Raw genomic sequence first — 16,495 nt, 5'->3', positions numbered from 1 at the left:
CCGAATTCAGGAGTTTGCTATGACTGTTAAATTGACCGGAGAAGTCCTCATCGATGGCAAATGGCTGACTGGCCATGGCCCGGCCCTGGAATCCGTCCAGCCGGTAACCGGCGACGCGGTATGGGAAGGGCACAGTGCCGATGTCGAGGATGTCGACGCGGCCGTGCGTGCTGCCCGTGCTGCTTTCCCGGCGTGGCGCCGCAAGACCTTCGAAGAGCGCCTGGCCATTGTCGAGGCGTTCGGCAAGGAACTGGAAGCCAACAAGGAAGAACTGGCCTACACCATCGGCCTGGAGACCGGTAAGCCGTTGTGGGAGTCCCGCACCGAAGTGGGCGCCATGATCGGCAAGATCGCCATCTCCAAGAAGGCCTACGAGGATCGCACCGGCTACAGCGCCAATGAAGTCCCGGGCGGTCAGGCCGTCCTGCGCCACCGTCCGCACGGTGTTGTGGCGGTGTTCGGCCCCTACAACTTCCCGGGCCACCTGCCGAACGGTCACATCGTGCCGGCGCTGCTGGCGGGCAATACGGCCATCTTCAAGCCCAGCGAAATCGCCCCGGCCGTGGCCGAGCTGACTCTGCGCCTGTGGCAGAAAGCCGGCCTGCCGGACGGCGTGATCAACCTGCTGCAGGGTGAGAAGGACACCGGTATCGCGCTGGCCAGCCACCCGGGCATCGACGGCCTGTTCTTTACCGGCAGCTCCAACGTCGGCCACCTGCTGCACAAGCAGTTCGGCGGCCAGCCGGAAAAAATCCTGGCGCTGGAAATGGGCGGCAACAACCCGCTGATCGTGCAGGACATCGCTGACCTGGACGGCGCCGTTCACAACGCCATCCAGTCCGCGTTCCTGTCGGCTGGCCAGCGCTGCACCTGCGCGCGTCGTCTGCTGGTGCCGAAGGGTACGGCGGGCGATCGCTTTGTCGATCGCGTGGTCGAGGTGGCCAGCAAGATCCAGGTGGGTCGTTTCGACGCCGATCCGCAGCCGTTCATGGGCGCCCTGGTGTCTGTTGCGGCGGCCGACGGCCTGCTCAACGCCCAGGCCAGCCTGATCGAGAAAGGCGGCAAGTCGCTGCTGGAAATGCGTCGTCTGGAAGAGGGCACCGCGCTGCTGTCGCCGGGCATCGTCGACGTCACTGACATTAAAGACCGCGTGGACGAAGAGCACTTCGGTCCGCTGCTGACCGTCATCCGCTACGACAGCTTCGATGACGCGTTGGAAATCGCCAACGACACGAGCTATGGCCTCTCCGCCGGCATCCTGACCGACGACCGCGCCCTGTACGAGCGCCTGACTGAAGAAGTCCGGGCCGGCATCGTCAACTGGAACCGGCCGCTGACCGGCGCCAGCAGCGCCGCGCCGTTCGGCGGTGTGGGCGCCAGCGGCAACCATCGCCCGAGCGCCTACTACGCGGCGGATTACTGCGCGTGGCCGATGGCGTCGCTCGAGTCCGAGAAGAGCACCATGCCGGAGTCCCTGGCCCCGGGCCTGAGCTTCGAGTAAGACGACTCAGGCGTGTAGCCGACGCTTTATAGAGTTTGCAGAAGTCTGCGCTTTGAAGCCTCTCTCCCCTTGAGAGAGAGAGGTTTGGAGAGAGGGGAACGAGGCGATAGCCTCGCCAAAGAGGCGGGTGTTGCCGTCACGGGCAACCGCTGGAGCCTCCTCTAGCCCCGCTCTGCGCCCCGGCCCTTCACCAGGGCCGTAGGTTGGGCTGACGCAGGAAGCCCAACAATAAGCGAGTACCGGACGTCCCCGTTATCTCGAGTATGCTTGAAGCATGGGTTCGCAAAAAAGCCGGATTGACGGCCATTTGATGAAGTTGCCTGCAAACCCGGCTTGTTGGGCTTCCTGCGTCAGCCCAACCTACGATACTACTTTCAAGATAGGCCCGGTGACGCTTGATGTGCCGGTGTCACCAAGACGAATTTTGTGAGGTTTTCATGACCCAACACGCCACTGAAGCCAATTTTGACGGTCTGGTCGGACCGACCCACAACTATGCGGGCCTGTCCTGGGGGAATGTCGCCTCCAAATCCAACGTCAGTGCCGTGTCCAATCCAAAGGAAGCGGCGCTGCAGGGCCTGGCGAAGATGAAGGCCCTGGCGGATCGCGGCTTCGTACAGGGCATCCTGCCGCCGCACGAGCGGCCGCATATTCCGACCCTGCGCAAGCTGGGCTTCACCGGCAGCGACGGTGAGATCCTGTCCCAGGCCGCAAAGGAAAATCCGGTGATCCTGGCGGCCGTGTCGTCCGCATCCTGCATGTGGACCGCCAACGCGGCGACGGTCTCTCCGAGTGCCGATACCCACGATCATCGGGTGCACTTCACGCCGGCGAACCTGGGCGCGAAGTTCCATCGCTCCATCGAGCATGAAGTGACCGGCCGGGCACTGAAGTCGATGTTCTCGGACGAAGCCTACTTCGCCCACCATCCGGCGCTGCCCTCGATCAGCCAGTTCGGCGATGAAGGCGCGGCCAACCACACCCGTCTGTGTGGCGCCTACGGCGATCCCGGGGTGGAGTTGTTTGTCTACGGCCAGCAGGCGTTTGACGAGTCGGCGCCGGCACCCAAGCGTTTCCCGGCTCGTCAGACCCTGGAAGCGTCCCGCGCTATTGCCCGGCTGCACGGCCTGAGCGACGCGCGAGCGGTGTTCGCCCAGCAAAATCCGGATGCCATCGACGCCGGCGTGTTCCACAACGACGTGATCGCGGTGGGCAACGGCAACGTGCTGTTCTACCACGACATGGCGTTCCTGAACGAAGCGCAGGTGCTGGCGGACGTGCAGGCGCGGCTGAAAGGGGCCGAATTGCAGGCGGTAAAAGTGAGCACCGACGAGGTGCCGATGGTCGATGCGGTCAGCTCCTACCTGTTCAACAGCCAGTTGCTGACCCAGAAAGACGGCTCCATGCTGCTGGCCGTGCCGGGCGAGTGTCGGGAGATCGAGTCCGTCAGCCGCTATCTGGACAAGCTGGTGGCTCAGGGCGGTCCTATCAAGGCCGTGGAAGTGTTCGACGTGAAGCAGTCCATGCGCAACGGCGGTGGTCCGGCCTGCCTGCGTTTGCGGGTGGTGCTGACCGACGACGAACTCAAGGCGATGCACGACGGCGTGCTGATGAACGATGCCCTGTATGAGCGTCTGACCACCTGGGTGGAAGGGCACTACCGGGACGAGCTGACCCAGGACGACCTGGCCGACCCGATGCTGCTGGACGAATGTCGTCACGCGTTGGACGAGTTGACCGGGATTCTGGGGCTGGGATCGATTTACGATTTTCAGCGGTGATTCCGCTTTATGTTATGACCTGAGAGGCTATTCTTGCCTTCTCCCCCTCTCCCCTAGCCCCTCTCCCTCCAGGGGAGAGGGGGAACGGTCCGGCAACTCGAGATGATGCTCCCTCTCCCCTGGAGGGAGAGGGTTGGGGAGAGGGGGGCGCGCCTCTGACGGCGCCTGATTCGTCTTTGCCATCAAGCCCTGATAGACCGCACCAACATCTCCATCGTATGCCGCACCAGCGAATCGCTGGGGTATGTCGCCAGCGGGCCGTCCTCGCCCATCTCCTGCTGGCACATCATGATCACCCCGTGCAGCGCGCCGCGCAGATAGAGCGCCGTCTCGAAGCAATCACGGACCTGATCGGCATCGATACTGCCGTCCTCGATCCCGGCATTGAGCGCTTCCACCATCAATGACATGGTCTGCATCTCGCAGCCCACCATCTGTTCCGTCTCGTCGGCGTCGGCATCTTGCATGGCCGTCGTGGCCCGGGTCAGGGCGTCGAAATAGTTGGGGTCTTCCTGCCAGAAACGGTAGTAGGCCGTGCCCATCTCGCGGATCTTGTCGAGGCCCGTTTCGCCGGCGTCCAGTGCCGCCCGGAAGCGTTCCCGCAATCGCTCGGCCGCCCGCAGCATGATGCCGCGCTGGATGGCCGCCTTGTCCTTGAAATAGACATAGAGCAGGGCCCGGCTCAGGCTGGCGGTGCGGGCAATTTCGTCCATGGACGTCCGCTCGTAGCCTTTCTCGGCAAACATGGTTTCCGCCGCATCCAGGATGGCGTCCTGTCGCTGCTGTTTTTCCCGTTCCCGCCTTGCCTGCAGGTCACTCATAAAACCGGATCCTCTCTGACTGCCTGGAGCGGTGTCATACCGCGCTGATCCATGCAGGGACTTTATTCATATTCTAGCCGTTGACAAAGTGTCAAAGAATGACATGATGTCTTAAAAGATCGTTCAGGTCATGACCGATTGCAAATTTAATGGATAACCCGTTCAACATTCGCCCGGAAGGAATCCGGGCATCCAGCCAACTGGTGATCACGATGAATACCACCGCCCGAGGTTTCTCCCTTCCTTTCCTGGCTCTGCTGATGACGGCGGTCCCCGCCGGATTAAGTGGCTGTGCAGAGTCGGTCGGCGCGCCCGAAGCGCCGGATACGTCCGTCAGCGTGCGTGCCGCCCCGGTGAGTATCACGGCGGACCAGGCCGAGCCGCTGCGCTTTGCGGGCATTGTCCAGGCCCGTCAGCGAGCGACGCTGACATTCCAGGTGAGCGGTACGGTCCGGGAACGGCCGGTGGAACTGGGGCAGCAGGTGAATCAGGGGCAGGTGCTGGCGCATCTCTACAACCCGGGGCTGGAACCGGCTCGGGATTCCGCCAAAGCGCGCCTGCAGGAACTGCAGACCCAACTCGACCAGGCTGGCCGGGAGTGGCAACGTTCCCAGCGTCTGTTTGAACGCGGAGTGGTCTCGGAGCAAACCCTGGAGCAACTCGAAGCCAAGCGGGATGCGCTCAAGGCCAGCGTATCCACCGCCCGGGCATCCCTCGCCGAGGCCGAGCGGATGGTCGCCGAAAGCACGCTGAAAGCGCCGTTTAGTGGCCGCATTGAGGCGGTGCTGGTGGAAGCGGACGAGTTTGTCGGCGCTGGGCAACCTGTCGCGCGCCTGTCAGCGCCCAAGGGGCTGGAAGTGGAAGTCCGGGTGCCGGCCTATCTGCTGGATCACGTCACGCTGAATGAACCCGTGCAGGTCTGGTCGGTGCAGCAGCGGGACCGGACACCAGTGACCGGTACCGTCAGCGAAATAGCCCAGCCCAGTGGGCTCCGGGGTGAGCTGCACGCGGTGATGATCAACCTGCCGGACGGTCAACTGGAAGCCGGCGTGCCGGTGGAAGTCGGCATCGCATCGCCCAATGCCTCTCTGCTGTCCGTGCCGTTGCTGTCCGTCATGCGCTCGGCCACCGGCACCTCCGTGTTTCGTATAGCCGAAGATGGAGATCGGCCCACCGCTGAACGGGTGGATGTGGCGGTTCGGCGGATCATGGGCGAACACGCGATTCTCGCTGATGGCGCGCTCAAGGCGGGCGATCAGGTGGTTTACGCCGGCATGACGCGGGTGACCCCGGGTGACGCCCTGGAGATCCTGCCATGATGGGCCGGCTGATGCGGTGCCGCCGCTTGCTGGGCATGGTGGTGACCATGCTCTGCCTGTTGGGGATAGCCGCCTACAACACCATGCCCCGGCAGGAAGACCCGTCCTTCCCGCACCGGGCCGGGCTGCTGACCGTCAGTTATCCGGGCGCCAACGCCGACGCGGTGGAGCGTCTGGTGCTGGAGCCGCTGGCGGACGAACTGCGCCAGGTTGAGGAAGTCGACTTCGCCTCCGGCACCGCCCGAACCGGCGTGGCGGTGGTCAATATCCGCCTCAACGACACCATCTACGACACCGACGCCGCCTGGGATCGGGTGCGTCAGGCCATGGAGCGGGCCCGGCACGATTTCCCGGACGGTGTCGGCACCATGAATCTGGAAGATCGCCTGATCAACATTCCCTCCATCGTGCTGGCGGTGGGCGGTTCGCCGTCGGTGACCGAGCTGAGCGAGCAGGCGGAAAAGCTCAAGAACAACCTGCTAGATATTCCCGGCGTGTCTCGCATCGAACTGGAAGGGGACGCCGACGAGCAGATCACCCTGGCGCTGGACGATGCCGCGCTCTACCGGTTGGGCGTGTCGCCGTCGCGGGTGCTGGACACGCTGGCCCAGCGCAATCAGGTGATCCCGGGCGGGTTCCTGGTGGTGGACGGTCAGCGGATTTCGATCCTGCCCAACAGCGAATTCGACAATCTCGATGCCATTCGTGCCACGCCGATCGAGCTGCCGGACGGCTCCCAGGTGCCGCTGGCCTCGGCCGCCGAAATCTGGCGCGGCCCTGCCGAACCCCGGCAGCCGGAAACCTGGTACGACGGCGAGCGGGTGGTGCTGGTCAACATCATGCTGGAAGAGGGCAAAACCGATGCCATCCGCTTTGGCGAGCGGGTGCGCGAGCGCCTGACTCAGCTAAGGCCGGATTTTGCGCCCTACACGATCCAGGAAATGTTCTTCCAGCCGGACAAGGTCCAGGACCGCCTCGACAACCTGGCCTGGAGCCTGCTGTTCTCGGTCCTGATCATCATCGCCGTGGTCTTTACCGGCATGGGGCTGCGGATGGGGTTGTTGGTGGCGACCATCCTGCCGATGGTCACGCTGATCAGTATCGGCCTCTACGATCTGGGTGGCGGCATCCTGCATCAGATCGCGGTGATCGGGATGGTGATTTCCCTGGGTATCCTGATCGACAACGCCATCGTGATTGTAGAAAACATCCAGACGCTGCTGGATGAGGGCGTTGAGCGTATGGAGGCGCTCGTTCGCTCGGTGAAAGAGCTGGCGGGACCGCTGGGGGCGTCCACAGGCACCACGTTGGCCGCGTTTGCGCCACTGTTGCTGTCCAAGGGTGGGACGGCGGATTTCACCCGCGGCATTCCGGTCATGATCATGCTGACCCTGTCGGTCAGCTACCTGTTGGCGATCTCTGCCGTGCCCCTGTTGGCGGCCCGTTTTCTCAAACCGCGCAAGCAGATGAGGGCGGATCGGTTGGCGGGTCTGGCCCGCGTGCTTGGCGGACTGGTGTCCCGGGCGCCGGGTTGGCTGGTTTTAGGGGGTGTCCTGATGGTCGCCGCGAGCGTGGCGCTGACGCCATTTCTCAAGCAGCAGTTCTTCCCCAATGCGGACCGGCCACGGGTGATCGTGGAGCTGTATATGCCCGAAGGCACGGACCAGGGTAAAACCGCCAGGGTCGCTGCCGATCTGGAGCGGGCGATTCGCAGCCGCCCGGAGACGGTCAATGTGCATCGCTTTGTGGGATTTACCGGTCCGAGCTTCTACTACAACCTGCGGCGCGCGCCCCAGGCGCCGAACCGCGGGCGCCTGGTGGTCAAGACAGAAACGCTGGCGCAAACCACCGGGCTGGTGCACTGGATTCGGGAATACGCCGCCGAGGCGTTGCCGGAAGCTGATCTGACGGTCGGCATTCTGGGGCAGGGCCCGCCCCGCGTGGCGCCGGTGGAGGTTCGCCTGTCTCACCCGGATGACAGCGTGCGCGCTCAGGCCGTGGAAACCGTCTATGCCGGCCTACGGCAGGCGCCCGGTGCCGTGGACGTGCGCCACGATCTCGATCCCGGTGTGCCCAGCGTGCGCATCAATGTGGACGATGCAGTGGCCGCCCGCTATGGCATCACGCGGGCGGATGTGGCCCGCAGTCTTTATGGCCAGAGCTTTGGCATGGTGGCCGAGCAGTATCGCCAGGAGGACGATCCGATCCCGCTGGTATTGCGCTCCCGGGAAGGCACCGACCTGTCCCTGACCCGTCTGCTGTCGATCAACGTCTACACGGCCCAGGGCAAGGCGGTACCGTTGTCCGCCGTAGCCACCGTCAACACCACCTGGGAGCCGGCGGCGCGCTACCTGCGCAACGGGGTGCGGGTCAACACGGTGACGGCCAATCTCGAAAACGGCTACAGCTTCAGCCAGGCATTGGGCGGACTGGAAGGCTACCTGAAAACCCATCCACTGCCGCCAGGCACACGCATGGAGTTCGGCGGTGACGCCGAAGGTTCCAAGGATGCCAACAGCGCCATCCTGACCACCGCGCCGATCGGTGTGCTGTTGCTGCTGTTCTTCCTGTTGTTGCAGTTCAACTCGTTCAAGCGGGTGGGCATCATCCTGCTGACGGTGCCATTGGCGACGGTGGGGATTTTCCCGGGGCTGGTGCTGTCCGGTTCGCCGTTCGGCTTCCAGTCGTTGTTGGGCGTGATCGCACTGGTGGGGATTGTGGTGAACAACGCCATCGTGCTCCTGGACGTGATGGACCGGCAGTTGGAAGCCGGGCAGCCGATTCGTGATGCGGTAAGGCTGGCGGTGGAGCAGCGCACCCGGCCTATCCTGTTGACGACGGCCACCACGGTGGCGGGTCTGTTGCCGCTGGCCTTCTCCAGCTCCACGCTCTGGCCGCCCATGGCCTGGGCGATCATCTCCGGCCTTCTGGCTTCCACATTGCTGACGTTGCTGGTGGTGCCTGCGCTGTGTGTGAAGGTGATTCGTGGGCCGGTGGTGGAGATGGAAGAGGCGAGAATTCCGGGATAGCGCTGAGGCGTAGGTTGGGCTGACGCAGGAAGCCCAACAATGAGCATGCGCCGGATGTTTGCGCTATCGCGGAATCTGCTTGATGCATAGGCTCTCAAACAGTAGTTCGGGCTCCTTTGGAGTGGGAGAAATTGGTTGCAAGACTGGGTTGTTGGGCTTCCTGCGTCAGCCCAACCTACGGGCTGAGAAGCTGAAGCATTCCAATAGTTGCGTCGTGAACTCCCTCTCCCCTTGAGGGAGAGGGCCGGGGAGAGGGGGATGCGCCGTGAGGCGCTCCTAATTGCCGGCTACCTTTTTCGGCGAGGCTTCGCCTCGTCCCCCTCTCTCCAAACCTCCGCTCCGCGCCCCGGCCCACATCCAGAGGCTGTGGGCGTTCCGGCGGGCGAAGCGATGCTTCGCTGTTTCCGCCTGCACCCCACCAGGGGAGAGAGGCTTCAATACAGCGACCTTCTTGACACTTTTTCAGCGTCATTGGGGCCGGCAGGCCCCTGAAGGTATCGGCAGACTGAAGTCAGGACTTCTCCCGCACCAATAACCCAACCCGCTGTCCAACGGGCACATTCCGATTCGGGAAGATGATCGCCTCCGGCACATCACCCACCTTGTACCGGGTCTCGCGATCCTCCCAGATGACGGTACCCGGCTGGTACGGTGTGAAGTTAGCGATATCGTCCGGTACGTGGAACTGGAAATCGTCCCCGGTATTCAGGATCTCATGCACCACCTCGAACACCGCCAGCTCGTCGGCGTTTGGCGGTGTGGGCGCCGGCTCGTCCCGGAACAGGCGGCGCAGGGCGCTTTCGATGCCTTTGAAGCGCAGCAGGTCGTTCTGGCCAAACGGCCGCACCTTGCCCAACTCGATGGTGAAGCTCTCTGCACCCAGATAGCTGGACGAAAAGGACGAGAAGGTCGTACCCGACTTGTGCTGCAACAGCAGGGTATGCACGTCCGCTTCCAGCAGGAAATCGCACTGATCCTGCGGCACATCGCGGCCTTCCACAAACGGGTAGAGTGCGAACTTCTCCCGCAGTGAGGGGCGAATCGCCGTGTGCAGGTCGTAGTGGGTAACGGTGTCGGCATCACCCACGAAGTCCCGGCAGGTCTGTTCGAGCAGGGCAGCGCGCTCCGCCTCGGGCGACCCCGCGTAGGGTGCCTTGGCGTGGGCGCCGCTGAACAGCCGGTTCATGTTGTGATCCACGAACCGGTCACCGGCGACCATCGACGGCGGGTTGCCCAGGATCAGCAGCGTCCGGCGCCCGATGGCCCAGTGGCCGCTGATCAGCTCATTCAGCAGACCATTGACCACTTCGATCGGGGCGGTTTCGTTGCCGTGAACGCCGGCGGAGATGATCAGCCGGCGTTTATCCGCCGTAGCCGGTACCAGCTCCAGAATGCCGGTGTCCAGACGCCGGATCTCGGCACCGTCGGGCAGGCGGGTGGTGACAGGGGCTGACGTCTGGCCGGCCCGGGAAAGGGTATGGGCGAGCCAGTCCGGCTCGCCATCGAACAGGGTGTTGCGCACTGACATGAGGGCGTACTCAGCTCAGCGGTTTGAGGTGTCGCAGCATCCGCTTTTCCAGCTGGCGGAAGACGAAGATGATGGTGAACGTCAGGGCCATGTACATCAGCGCGACGGCGATGAAGGCGTCGAACGGGGCGTAGAAACGGGAATAGATATCCCGTGCGGCACCAGTCAGGTCGACGATGGTCACCACGCTGGCAATGGCACTGGCGTGCAGCATGAAGATTACCTCGTTGGAATAGGCCTGCAAGGCACGGCGGGCCGCACTGGGCAGGATGATCCGACGGGTGCGCATGAACCAGGACATACCATAGGCCTTGGCCGCTTCCACTTCACCGTAGGGCGTGGCCTCAAGAGCACCGCGAATGATCTCCGTGGTGTAGGCCGCGGTATTGAGCACAAACGCCAGCAGGGCCGGATAGAACGGATCCCGGAAGATGGTCCACCAGAAGGTCTCCTGAATGCCATCAATCTGGGCGATGCCGTAATAGATGATGTACAGCTGGATCAGCAGCGGCGTGCCCCTGAACACGTAGGTGTACAGCCAGATCGGGCCCGAAATGAACGGGTTGCGCATTGTGCGCAGGATCGCCAGCGGCACGGAAAGGACCAGGCCGATCACCAGGGACAGGAAAACCAGCTGTACGGTAGTCACTAGACCATCCCAGTAATGCAGCATGGTGGTGGCGGTGAACACATCGTGGGTGTTCAGCCATTGAATAATAAAATCAGGCATTGGTTCAGTCCCCCTTCACGACGCCAACGCTGACGCGGCTGTTGACCCAGCGAATAAACAATTCAGATCCGGCTGTCAGTAGGAGGTAGACCACCGCGACCGGAATGAAGAATTTGAACGGGGAGTGTTCTGCCTTGCTGGCCTGCTCCGCCACACGGACCATGTCGGTCAGGCCGATGATGGAGACCAGAGCCGTAGTCTTGAGCAGCACCTGCCAGTTGTTGCCCACACCGGGCAGGGCATGGCGCAGCATCTGCGGAAACATGATGCGACGGAACGTGTGCCAGCGGGTGAAGCCGTAGGCCTTGCCGGCCTCGATCTGGCCGCTGTCGACTGCAAGGAACGCGCCGCGGAAGGTTTCCGTCATGTACGCACCGAAGATCAGACCGATCGTCAGCACGCCGGAAATAAACGGATCGAACTGGAAGAACCAGTCAACCTCGAACTGGTAATACAGGAAGTCGGACAGTTTATTGACCAGAACCTGTCCGCCGTAATAGAGCAGCAGCATCATGACGAGATCGGGAACACCCCGGATCAGCGTCGTATAGACGGTGGCGCCGGCATTGAGTCCGCGGTTCCCGGAAAGCTTAGATGAGGCGCCAATCAAACCCAGGACGACCGCAAGCAGCAGCGATAGCAGTGCCAGCTCGACGGTAATCACCGCGCCTTTCAGGATTGAAGGGCCGTAGCCGTGCAGATCAAGCATGGATAGGTCCGTGTTGAGGACAGGCCGCCGGCGGGATGCCGGCGGCCGTGCCGGGGTTTACATCTTGACGTCGTAGGTGAAGTATTTCTTCATGATGGTGTCGTAGGTGCCATCATTTTTCAGCTTCTCCAGCGCCTTGTTGATCTGGTCGGCCAGATCCTGGTCACGCTTGCGCATGGCCACGCCAACGCCTTCGCCCAGCTTCACCGGCTGACCGATTTCGTGGAAACCGTCGCGGTTCAGCAGGGTCTGCTCGCCTACCGGGTAGTCAACGAAGACCATGTCCAGACGCTCGCCTTCCAGGTCCAGGACCATGTCGTCAGCGGTGGTGTAGCGCTTGATTTCAACCGTGCCACTCATGTTTTCGGTGACGTAGGTGTCCATGGTGGTGCCGCGCTGAACGCCAACGATCTTGCCCTTCATGGCGTCCATGTCGGTCGGATCGGTGTTGACGTCATCCTTGGCGAACCAGCCACCCGGGGTGTTGTAGTATGGCTCGGAGAACAGGACTTTTTCCTGACGCTCCGGGGTGATGGACATGGAGGACATGATGGCGTCGAACTTACGCGCCAGCAGGCCCGGAATCATGCCGTCCCAGGACTGGATGACGAAGTCACAGTTGGCTTGCAGCTCTTTACACATGGCTTCGGCCAGTTCCACTTCGAAACCGGTCAGGGAGCCGTCCGGCTTCTTGTATTCGAACGGCTCGTACGGCACGTCGAAAGCGATGCGGATGTCTTTCCATTCTTTTGCCTGCACTGAGCCGGTCATCACGGCCAGGGCACAGGTTGCTGCAACAATCAGCTTTTTCATGAGTCGCTTCTCCATTGTTTTGCCTTTTGGCTTTTTTTATCCAGTGACGTTGCCATCACTGTTTTTCTGAACCTTTCCCGACCCCCTTTGGTGCGGCGTCGCGGACTGATCCGATCCGTTAATCAGAACTTGGGCGCCAGGAACTGCTTCATGCGCTCCGAATCCGGATTGTCGAAGACTTTGTCCGGCGTCCCCTGCTCTTCAATCCGGCCCTGATGCAAGAACAGGACCTGACTCGACACATCCCGTGCAAACGCCATCTCGTGGGTCACCACGATCATGGTTCGGCCCTCTTCGGCCAGGCTCTGCATGACCCGCAGGACTTCGCCCACCAGCTCGGGGTCGAGTGCCGATGTCGGCTCATCGAACAGCATGACTTCCGGCTCCATCGCCAGCGCCCGGGCAATGGCCGCACGCTGCTGCTGGCCGCCGGACATGTGGGAAGGATAGTAGTCCTTGCGTTCGTAGATACCGACTTTGTGCAGATAGGCTTCGGCGCGCTCGATGGCCTCTTTCTTGGGCACCTTGAGCACGTGCATGGGGGCTTCGATGATGTTCTCCATCACGGTCATGTGGGACCAGAGGTTGAAGCCCTGGAAGACCATGGACAGCTTGGCGCGCATCAGTTCGACCTGCTTATTATCGGCCGGTACCCGGATGCCCTTGCGGTTCTGTTTGAACCGAATTGGTTCACCGTGAACGATCACCTCACCGGCAGTGGGCGTTTCCAGCAGGTTGATGCAACGCAGAAACGTACTCTTGCCTGAGCCGGAGCTGCCGATCAGCGACACCACATCGCCTTTGCGGGTTTCCAGGGAAATGCCCTTGAGCACTTCATTCTCATTGAAGGTTTTGTGGATGTCTTTACAGATCAAGGGCGCATTTTCCGCCATGAATGACTCCTGAGCCTGTCGATAACAGTCGGTATCTGAGTAAAAGATAGTCGCAAACGTGCAGGTGCACTAACCCCTTGATACAGCAATCCGTGTGCCGTCGAGGGTGTGGTGCATCCGCTGCAATTGGGAAGAGGGGAGATCTACTCGTCGAGGACCTTGGCGAGAACGAGCTTAGCCACGGGAGATTGGCCAATCAGCGCTGCTGGCTGCAGGCGCGGACGGCTCACCGTGGGAATAAATGATAGGTATGTCATCATCTGAAGGCTTTGCATTGTGCTTTTACCTGCTACCGTCACCGGGATCACCGGCCGGCTGCATTGCCCTTCTCTTTTTTTGGACCGTCTTACCCCGTATGCCGTCGTTCATGCCTCTTTTGGGGCCACTTCCAACACGATATCGGCACCGGGAATGCGGTTGGATAGCGTTATGTTTTACGGACTGTTGGCTGAAAAATCAATAGTGGCGACAATTCTGGCCAACTCGATGGCATTGATTATCGGTTATAGATATGTCAAAAAAAGACGCCTGCAGAGAGGGTTACGGCCATCCTGCAAATCCGGCCCGAATACAACGCGGGTCACAAAAAGAAACGGTTTTAACCTTCGCTGCCGGGTTATTTTGGTAGGGTGAAGGAAGTTGCTCAGTGGGGTTCTGGAGCCCCGACAGGGAAGAACCGGCGTGACGGATCGCGGTATGAACAATAACAACAGGAACGCGTTGCATGGCTGTCACGCAAAACAATGTTTTACTGGAACGAGGGCTCCTGCGGGTGACCGCACGCCCATGTGAGGAACTGCCGTCTCCCGACAGCCTGACCTATGACGTGGAAATCGTCGGTCAGGAAATCCTCCAGAGTTTCCCCACCTTCGATGAAGCCCGCCAGTTTGTCGACATGGTCGCGCCGAACGACGACTAATGCCGTTGCACCCCACAAGCAGACTCTGAATACCGAATATGAGTAGCGCGCCTCGAACGTTGATCGGTTCGACGAGGCGCGCCATCGTATCTACTTCAGAATCGACAGCACCCGTTGGGCGTGCTCGGCGGCCTCAATGCCCAATTGCGTCAGGTAACCGCCGTCTTTCTGGGTGGTCAGGCCCTTATCGAAAAGCCGCTGCGCTGCGTCCACCGCATCCAGGTCGGCGCTGTGGCCATGCACCTTGATGCCCTCCTGGGTGGAGTGCAGGTTGAAGAGTGTCAGCAGGTTCAGTTCGGCAATCTGGTCTTTGGTAAACGTCATCGTTGGGCTCGCTCGCTTGTTGTTGTGTATTGTGTAATTTGTATCGGATTGGGCAGGATTCGCAAGGGGAAATGACCAGGGAAGCACGTTGTTTTGCTGGTCGGATCGGGTCAAGGTAACGCCATGAAAGGCGAGCCAGGGGATGCGCCCGCTATCTGGAATATCACAAATAATGGAGGGAGTGCGCTGATGGTCGGTTTGAGCCGTGCGAGGTATTCGTTCTCGATGGGACAAGCTGGGTTGTGGCTTTTCGTGATGATGGCCGTGAGCGGCTGCAGCTCCCTCTACTACGACGCCATGGAAGAACTCGGTATCGAAAAGCGTGACATCATGGTCGATCGCGTGGCCGATGCCCGGGATGCCCAGAGCGAAGCACAGGAAACCTTTCGTTCCTCGCTGGAGCATTTTCAGAGCGTGGTGAACACGCCAGACTCCGAACTGAAGGCCAAGTACGAAGAGATTCGCGACGCCTACGAAGAGAGCCAGGATGCCGCCGACAACGTGCGTGACCGGATCGATGCCGTCGAAGACGTGTCCGAAGCCCTGTTCGACGAGTGGGACGACGAGCTGGACCGCTACCAGAGCGATTCCCTGCGCCAGGCCAGCGCGCAGAAACTGAAAGACACCCGGCAGCACTACGACCAGATGATCACCCGCATGCACCAAGCCGAGGAGCGCATGGACCCGGTGCTGGAAGCCTTCGAGGATCAGGTGCTGTTTCTCAAGCACAATCTCAATGCCCAGGCGATCGGTTCACTGCAGGGTGAGTTGGGCCGTATCCAACAGGATGTGGACGCTTTAATCCAGAATATGGAAGCGTCGATAGCCGAATCCGAAGCCTTTATCCAGCGCTTCCAGTCGCAGAACTGACCGTGCAAGCGTTGGATCAGGCGGTCGTCGGGATCGCCTGGCTCTCCCGCAGACTCTTGTAGGCGTTCAGGTCGAAGAACGACACGTGCACGATGTGTTTGGTCGGGATCACGATCCGGAATTCGGACAGTCGGTCCAACTGGGCGCCTTCTTCCAGCAGCCCTTTCTCTTCATAGTGGTGGTAGTAGTTCCGCAGCAGCTTGAGCTCCAGGTCGTCATCGTTCCGGTAACCGCTGAGGGTCGGGATGATCGAAATGGAATCCAGCAGCGCCGCCTCGGTGTGTACATGGGTCACGATGCCGATGTAGCACTTGCGGGTATCCAGCGTCAGCGACACCCACTGCTCGCTGCGCAGCGCGTCCAGGAAAATGCCCTCCAACTCATCCCCCAGGCAGGCTTTGCGCAGTTTGCGCAGGCGAACGCCCGGGTTCTTCGTCCGCCACTTGCTGAAACCGCCACTGACGCCGGCCAACAGGAAGGCGAGCAGGGCAATCAACAGCTCCCGGGGCGTCACCGCCTGGTTGGTGTAATCGCCGATGTGCGCGTTGAGTCGGCCGAGCGTGGTATCGAGATGGGGCAGGGCGTGTGACGGCAGATCAAAACCGTCGATCAGCATGACGATCAGCGTCGCCAGGATGACAAAGACAAAACCATAGAAGGCAACGGAGAAATAGCTTTCCCAGCCGGATGAGCGTTTCTGCTGGTAGCGTGCGGGCAGGTGCAGGGAGGTGAAAATAAAACCACAGACCAGCACGAATGCGACGTAAAGGACGCCCATGCGGGATCAGGCAGTCTTGCGGTCGGGTTCGAAATCCTTGAGGCTCTGGAGTTGGGCGCGAATGGAGCGGATCACCTCTTCATTTTCGAGGTTCAGTTTGGCGTTGCCGTCCTTGTCCACACGATAGCGACCGGCCGAGTCCTTCCCGGCGTCGTCTTTCCCTTTTTTCCAAAATCCGAAGAATCCCACGGACATAAGCTTCCTCTCCTCGCTCACAGCACAAGACTAGCGAATTTGATTAGGGGCTGTCCATTCACGCCATTCGACGGCGGGCGTGATCACCGCCGTGATGCCCCTGGGACGAGTTGTGTGGGCGCGCCAGACCAGAGCGCCGGCTGGTTACAAATAGCCTGCGAAATACATTGCTAATCGGGACAGTAGGGTATCTGATGAAGAGATACCCTTAACGGGTCGACACGCAGGGCACCACCATGATGAGGCAATTCTTTGTTGATCTACAGTCCAGAAGGGATGGGTCGC

The 16,495-nt window shown here is 61.1% G+C and carries 15 protein-coding genes; 6 read left to right on the top strand and 9 right to left on the bottom strand.

What is annotated here, in order from left to right:
- Positions 1–19 precede the first annotated feature (19 nt).
- Both astD and astB read left to right on the top strand, forming a co-directional pair.
- Positions 20–1,501, top strand: coding sequence for a succinylglutamate-semialdehyde dehydrogenase (gene astD, locus J3364_RS10280; RefSeq protein ID WP_349558267.1), 1,482 nt, complete (start codon positions 20–22; stop codon positions 1,499–1,501).
- 437 nt (positions 1,502–1,938) lie between these two features.
- On the top strand, positions 1,939–3,282 hold the full coding sequence (gene astB / locus J3364_RS10275) for an N-succinylarginine dihydrolase (RefSeq protein ID WP_349558266.1): 1,344 nt from the start codon (positions 1,939–1,941) through the stop codon (positions 3,280–3,282).
- A gap of 182 nt (positions 3,283–3,464) precedes the next feature.
- Here astB and J3364_RS10270 read toward each other — a convergent pair whose 3' ends face one another.
- Positions 3,465–4,103, bottom strand: a complete 639-nt coding sequence (locus tag J3364_RS10270; protein WP_349558265.1) for a TetR/AcrR family transcriptional regulator — start codon at positions 4,101–4,103, stop codon at positions 3,465–3,467.
- Positions 4,104–4,252: 149 nt separating this feature from the next.
- On the opposite strand from J3364_RS10270, the gene J3364_RS10265 reads away from it, so the two are divergent.
- Positions 4,253–5,422, top strand: a complete 1,170-nt coding sequence (locus J3364_RS10265; RefSeq protein ID WP_349558264.1) for an efflux RND transporter periplasmic adaptor subunit — start codon at positions 4,253–4,255, stop codon at positions 5,420–5,422.
- The gene (locus J3364_RS10260) at positions 5,419–8,451 is read left to right on the top strand and encodes an efflux RND transporter permease subunit (protein ID WP_349558263.1); all 3,033 of its coding nucleotides are present in this window, start codon (positions 5,419–5,421) and stop codon (positions 8,449–8,451) included. Before J3364_RS10265 ends, J3364_RS10260 begins: the two co-directional genes overlap by 4 nt.
- Before the next feature lie 511 nt (positions 8,452–8,962).
- Here the strand turns inward: J3364_RS10260 and astE are convergent.
- The 5 genes from astE to J3364_RS10235 all read right to left on the bottom strand — a co-directional run bounded on the left by astE (position 8,963) and on the right by J3364_RS10235 (position 13,124).
- A complete protein-coding gene (gene astE / locus J3364_RS10255) occupies positions 8,963–9,979 on the bottom strand; it encodes a succinylglutamate desuccinylase (RefSeq protein ID WP_349558262.1) in 1,017 nt (338 codons plus the stop codon).
- A gap of 10 nt (positions 9,980–9,989) precedes the next feature.
- Positions 9,990–10,709 (bottom strand): ABC transporter permease, encoded by a 720-nt coding sequence (locus tag J3364_RS10250; protein WP_349558261.1) that lies wholly within the window; start codon positions 10,707–10,709, stop codon positions 9,990–9,992.
- A 4-nt stretch (positions 10,710–10,713) separates the two neighbouring features.
- A complete protein-coding gene (locus tag J3364_RS10245) occupies positions 10,714–11,418 on the bottom strand; it encodes an ABC transporter permease (RefSeq protein ID WP_349558260.1) in 705 nt (234 codons plus the stop codon).
- 57 nt (positions 11,419–11,475) lie between these two features.
- Positions 11,476–12,231, bottom strand: coding sequence for a transporter substrate-binding domain-containing protein (locus J3364_RS10240; RefSeq protein WP_349558259.1), 756 nt, complete (start codon positions 12,229–12,231; stop codon positions 11,476–11,478).
- A gap of 122 nt (positions 12,232–12,353) precedes the next feature.
- A complete protein-coding gene (locus tag J3364_RS10235) occupies positions 12,354–13,124 on the bottom strand; it encodes an ABC transporter ATP-binding protein (protein WP_349558258.1) in 771 nt (256 codons plus the stop codon).
- Between the two features lie 724 nt (positions 13,125–13,848).
- Here J3364_RS10235 and J3364_RS10230 point away from each other — a divergent pair.
- Positions 13,849–14,043 (top strand): hypothetical protein, encoded by a 195-nt coding sequence (locus J3364_RS10230; protein ID WP_123635364.1) that lies wholly within the window; start codon positions 13,849–13,851, stop codon positions 14,041–14,043.
- Between the two features lie 90 nt (positions 14,044–14,133).
- On the opposite strand, the gene J3364_RS10225 is transcribed toward J3364_RS10230, so the two are convergent.
- Positions 14,134–14,367 carry a TIGR02647 family protein gene (locus J3364_RS10225; protein WP_123635365.1) on the bottom strand — a complete coding sequence of 78 codons (234 nt, stop codon included), beginning with the start codon at positions 14,365–14,367 and terminating at the stop codon, positions 14,134–14,136.
- A gap of 225 nt (positions 14,368–14,592) precedes the next feature.
- Between J3364_RS10225 and J3364_RS10220 the strand changes: the two genes are divergently transcribed.
- Positions 14,593–15,237 carry a DUF2959 domain-containing protein gene (locus J3364_RS10220; RefSeq protein ID WP_349558257.1) on the top strand — a complete coding sequence of 215 codons (645 nt, stop codon included), beginning with the start codon at positions 14,593–14,595 and terminating at the stop codon, positions 15,235–15,237.
- 16 nt (positions 15,238–15,253) lie between these two features.
- Here the strand turns inward: J3364_RS10220 and J3364_RS10215 are convergent, their stop codons facing one another.
- Complete coding sequence (locus tag J3364_RS10215) at positions 15,254–16,015, bottom strand: hypothetical protein (protein ID WP_349558256.1); 762 nt, start codon at positions 16,013–16,015, stop codon at positions 15,254–15,256.
- A gap of 6 nt (positions 16,016–16,021) precedes the next feature.
- Positions 16,022–16,210, bottom strand: coding sequence for a hypothetical protein (locus tag J3364_RS10210; protein WP_123635368.1), 189 nt, complete (start codon positions 16,208–16,210; stop codon positions 16,022–16,024).
- Positions 16,211–16,495: the final 285 nt, after the last annotated feature.

This window comes from Marinobacter sp. NFXS9 (assembly GCF_040148665.1).
GTDB lineage: Bacteria > Pseudomonadota > Gammaproteobacteria > Pseudomonadales > Oleiphilaceae > Marinobacter_A > Marinobacter_A mangrovi.
The sequence above is the reverse complement of the archived record's forward strand: the minus strand, read 5'-3'. Positions and strand labels throughout refer to the sequence as shown.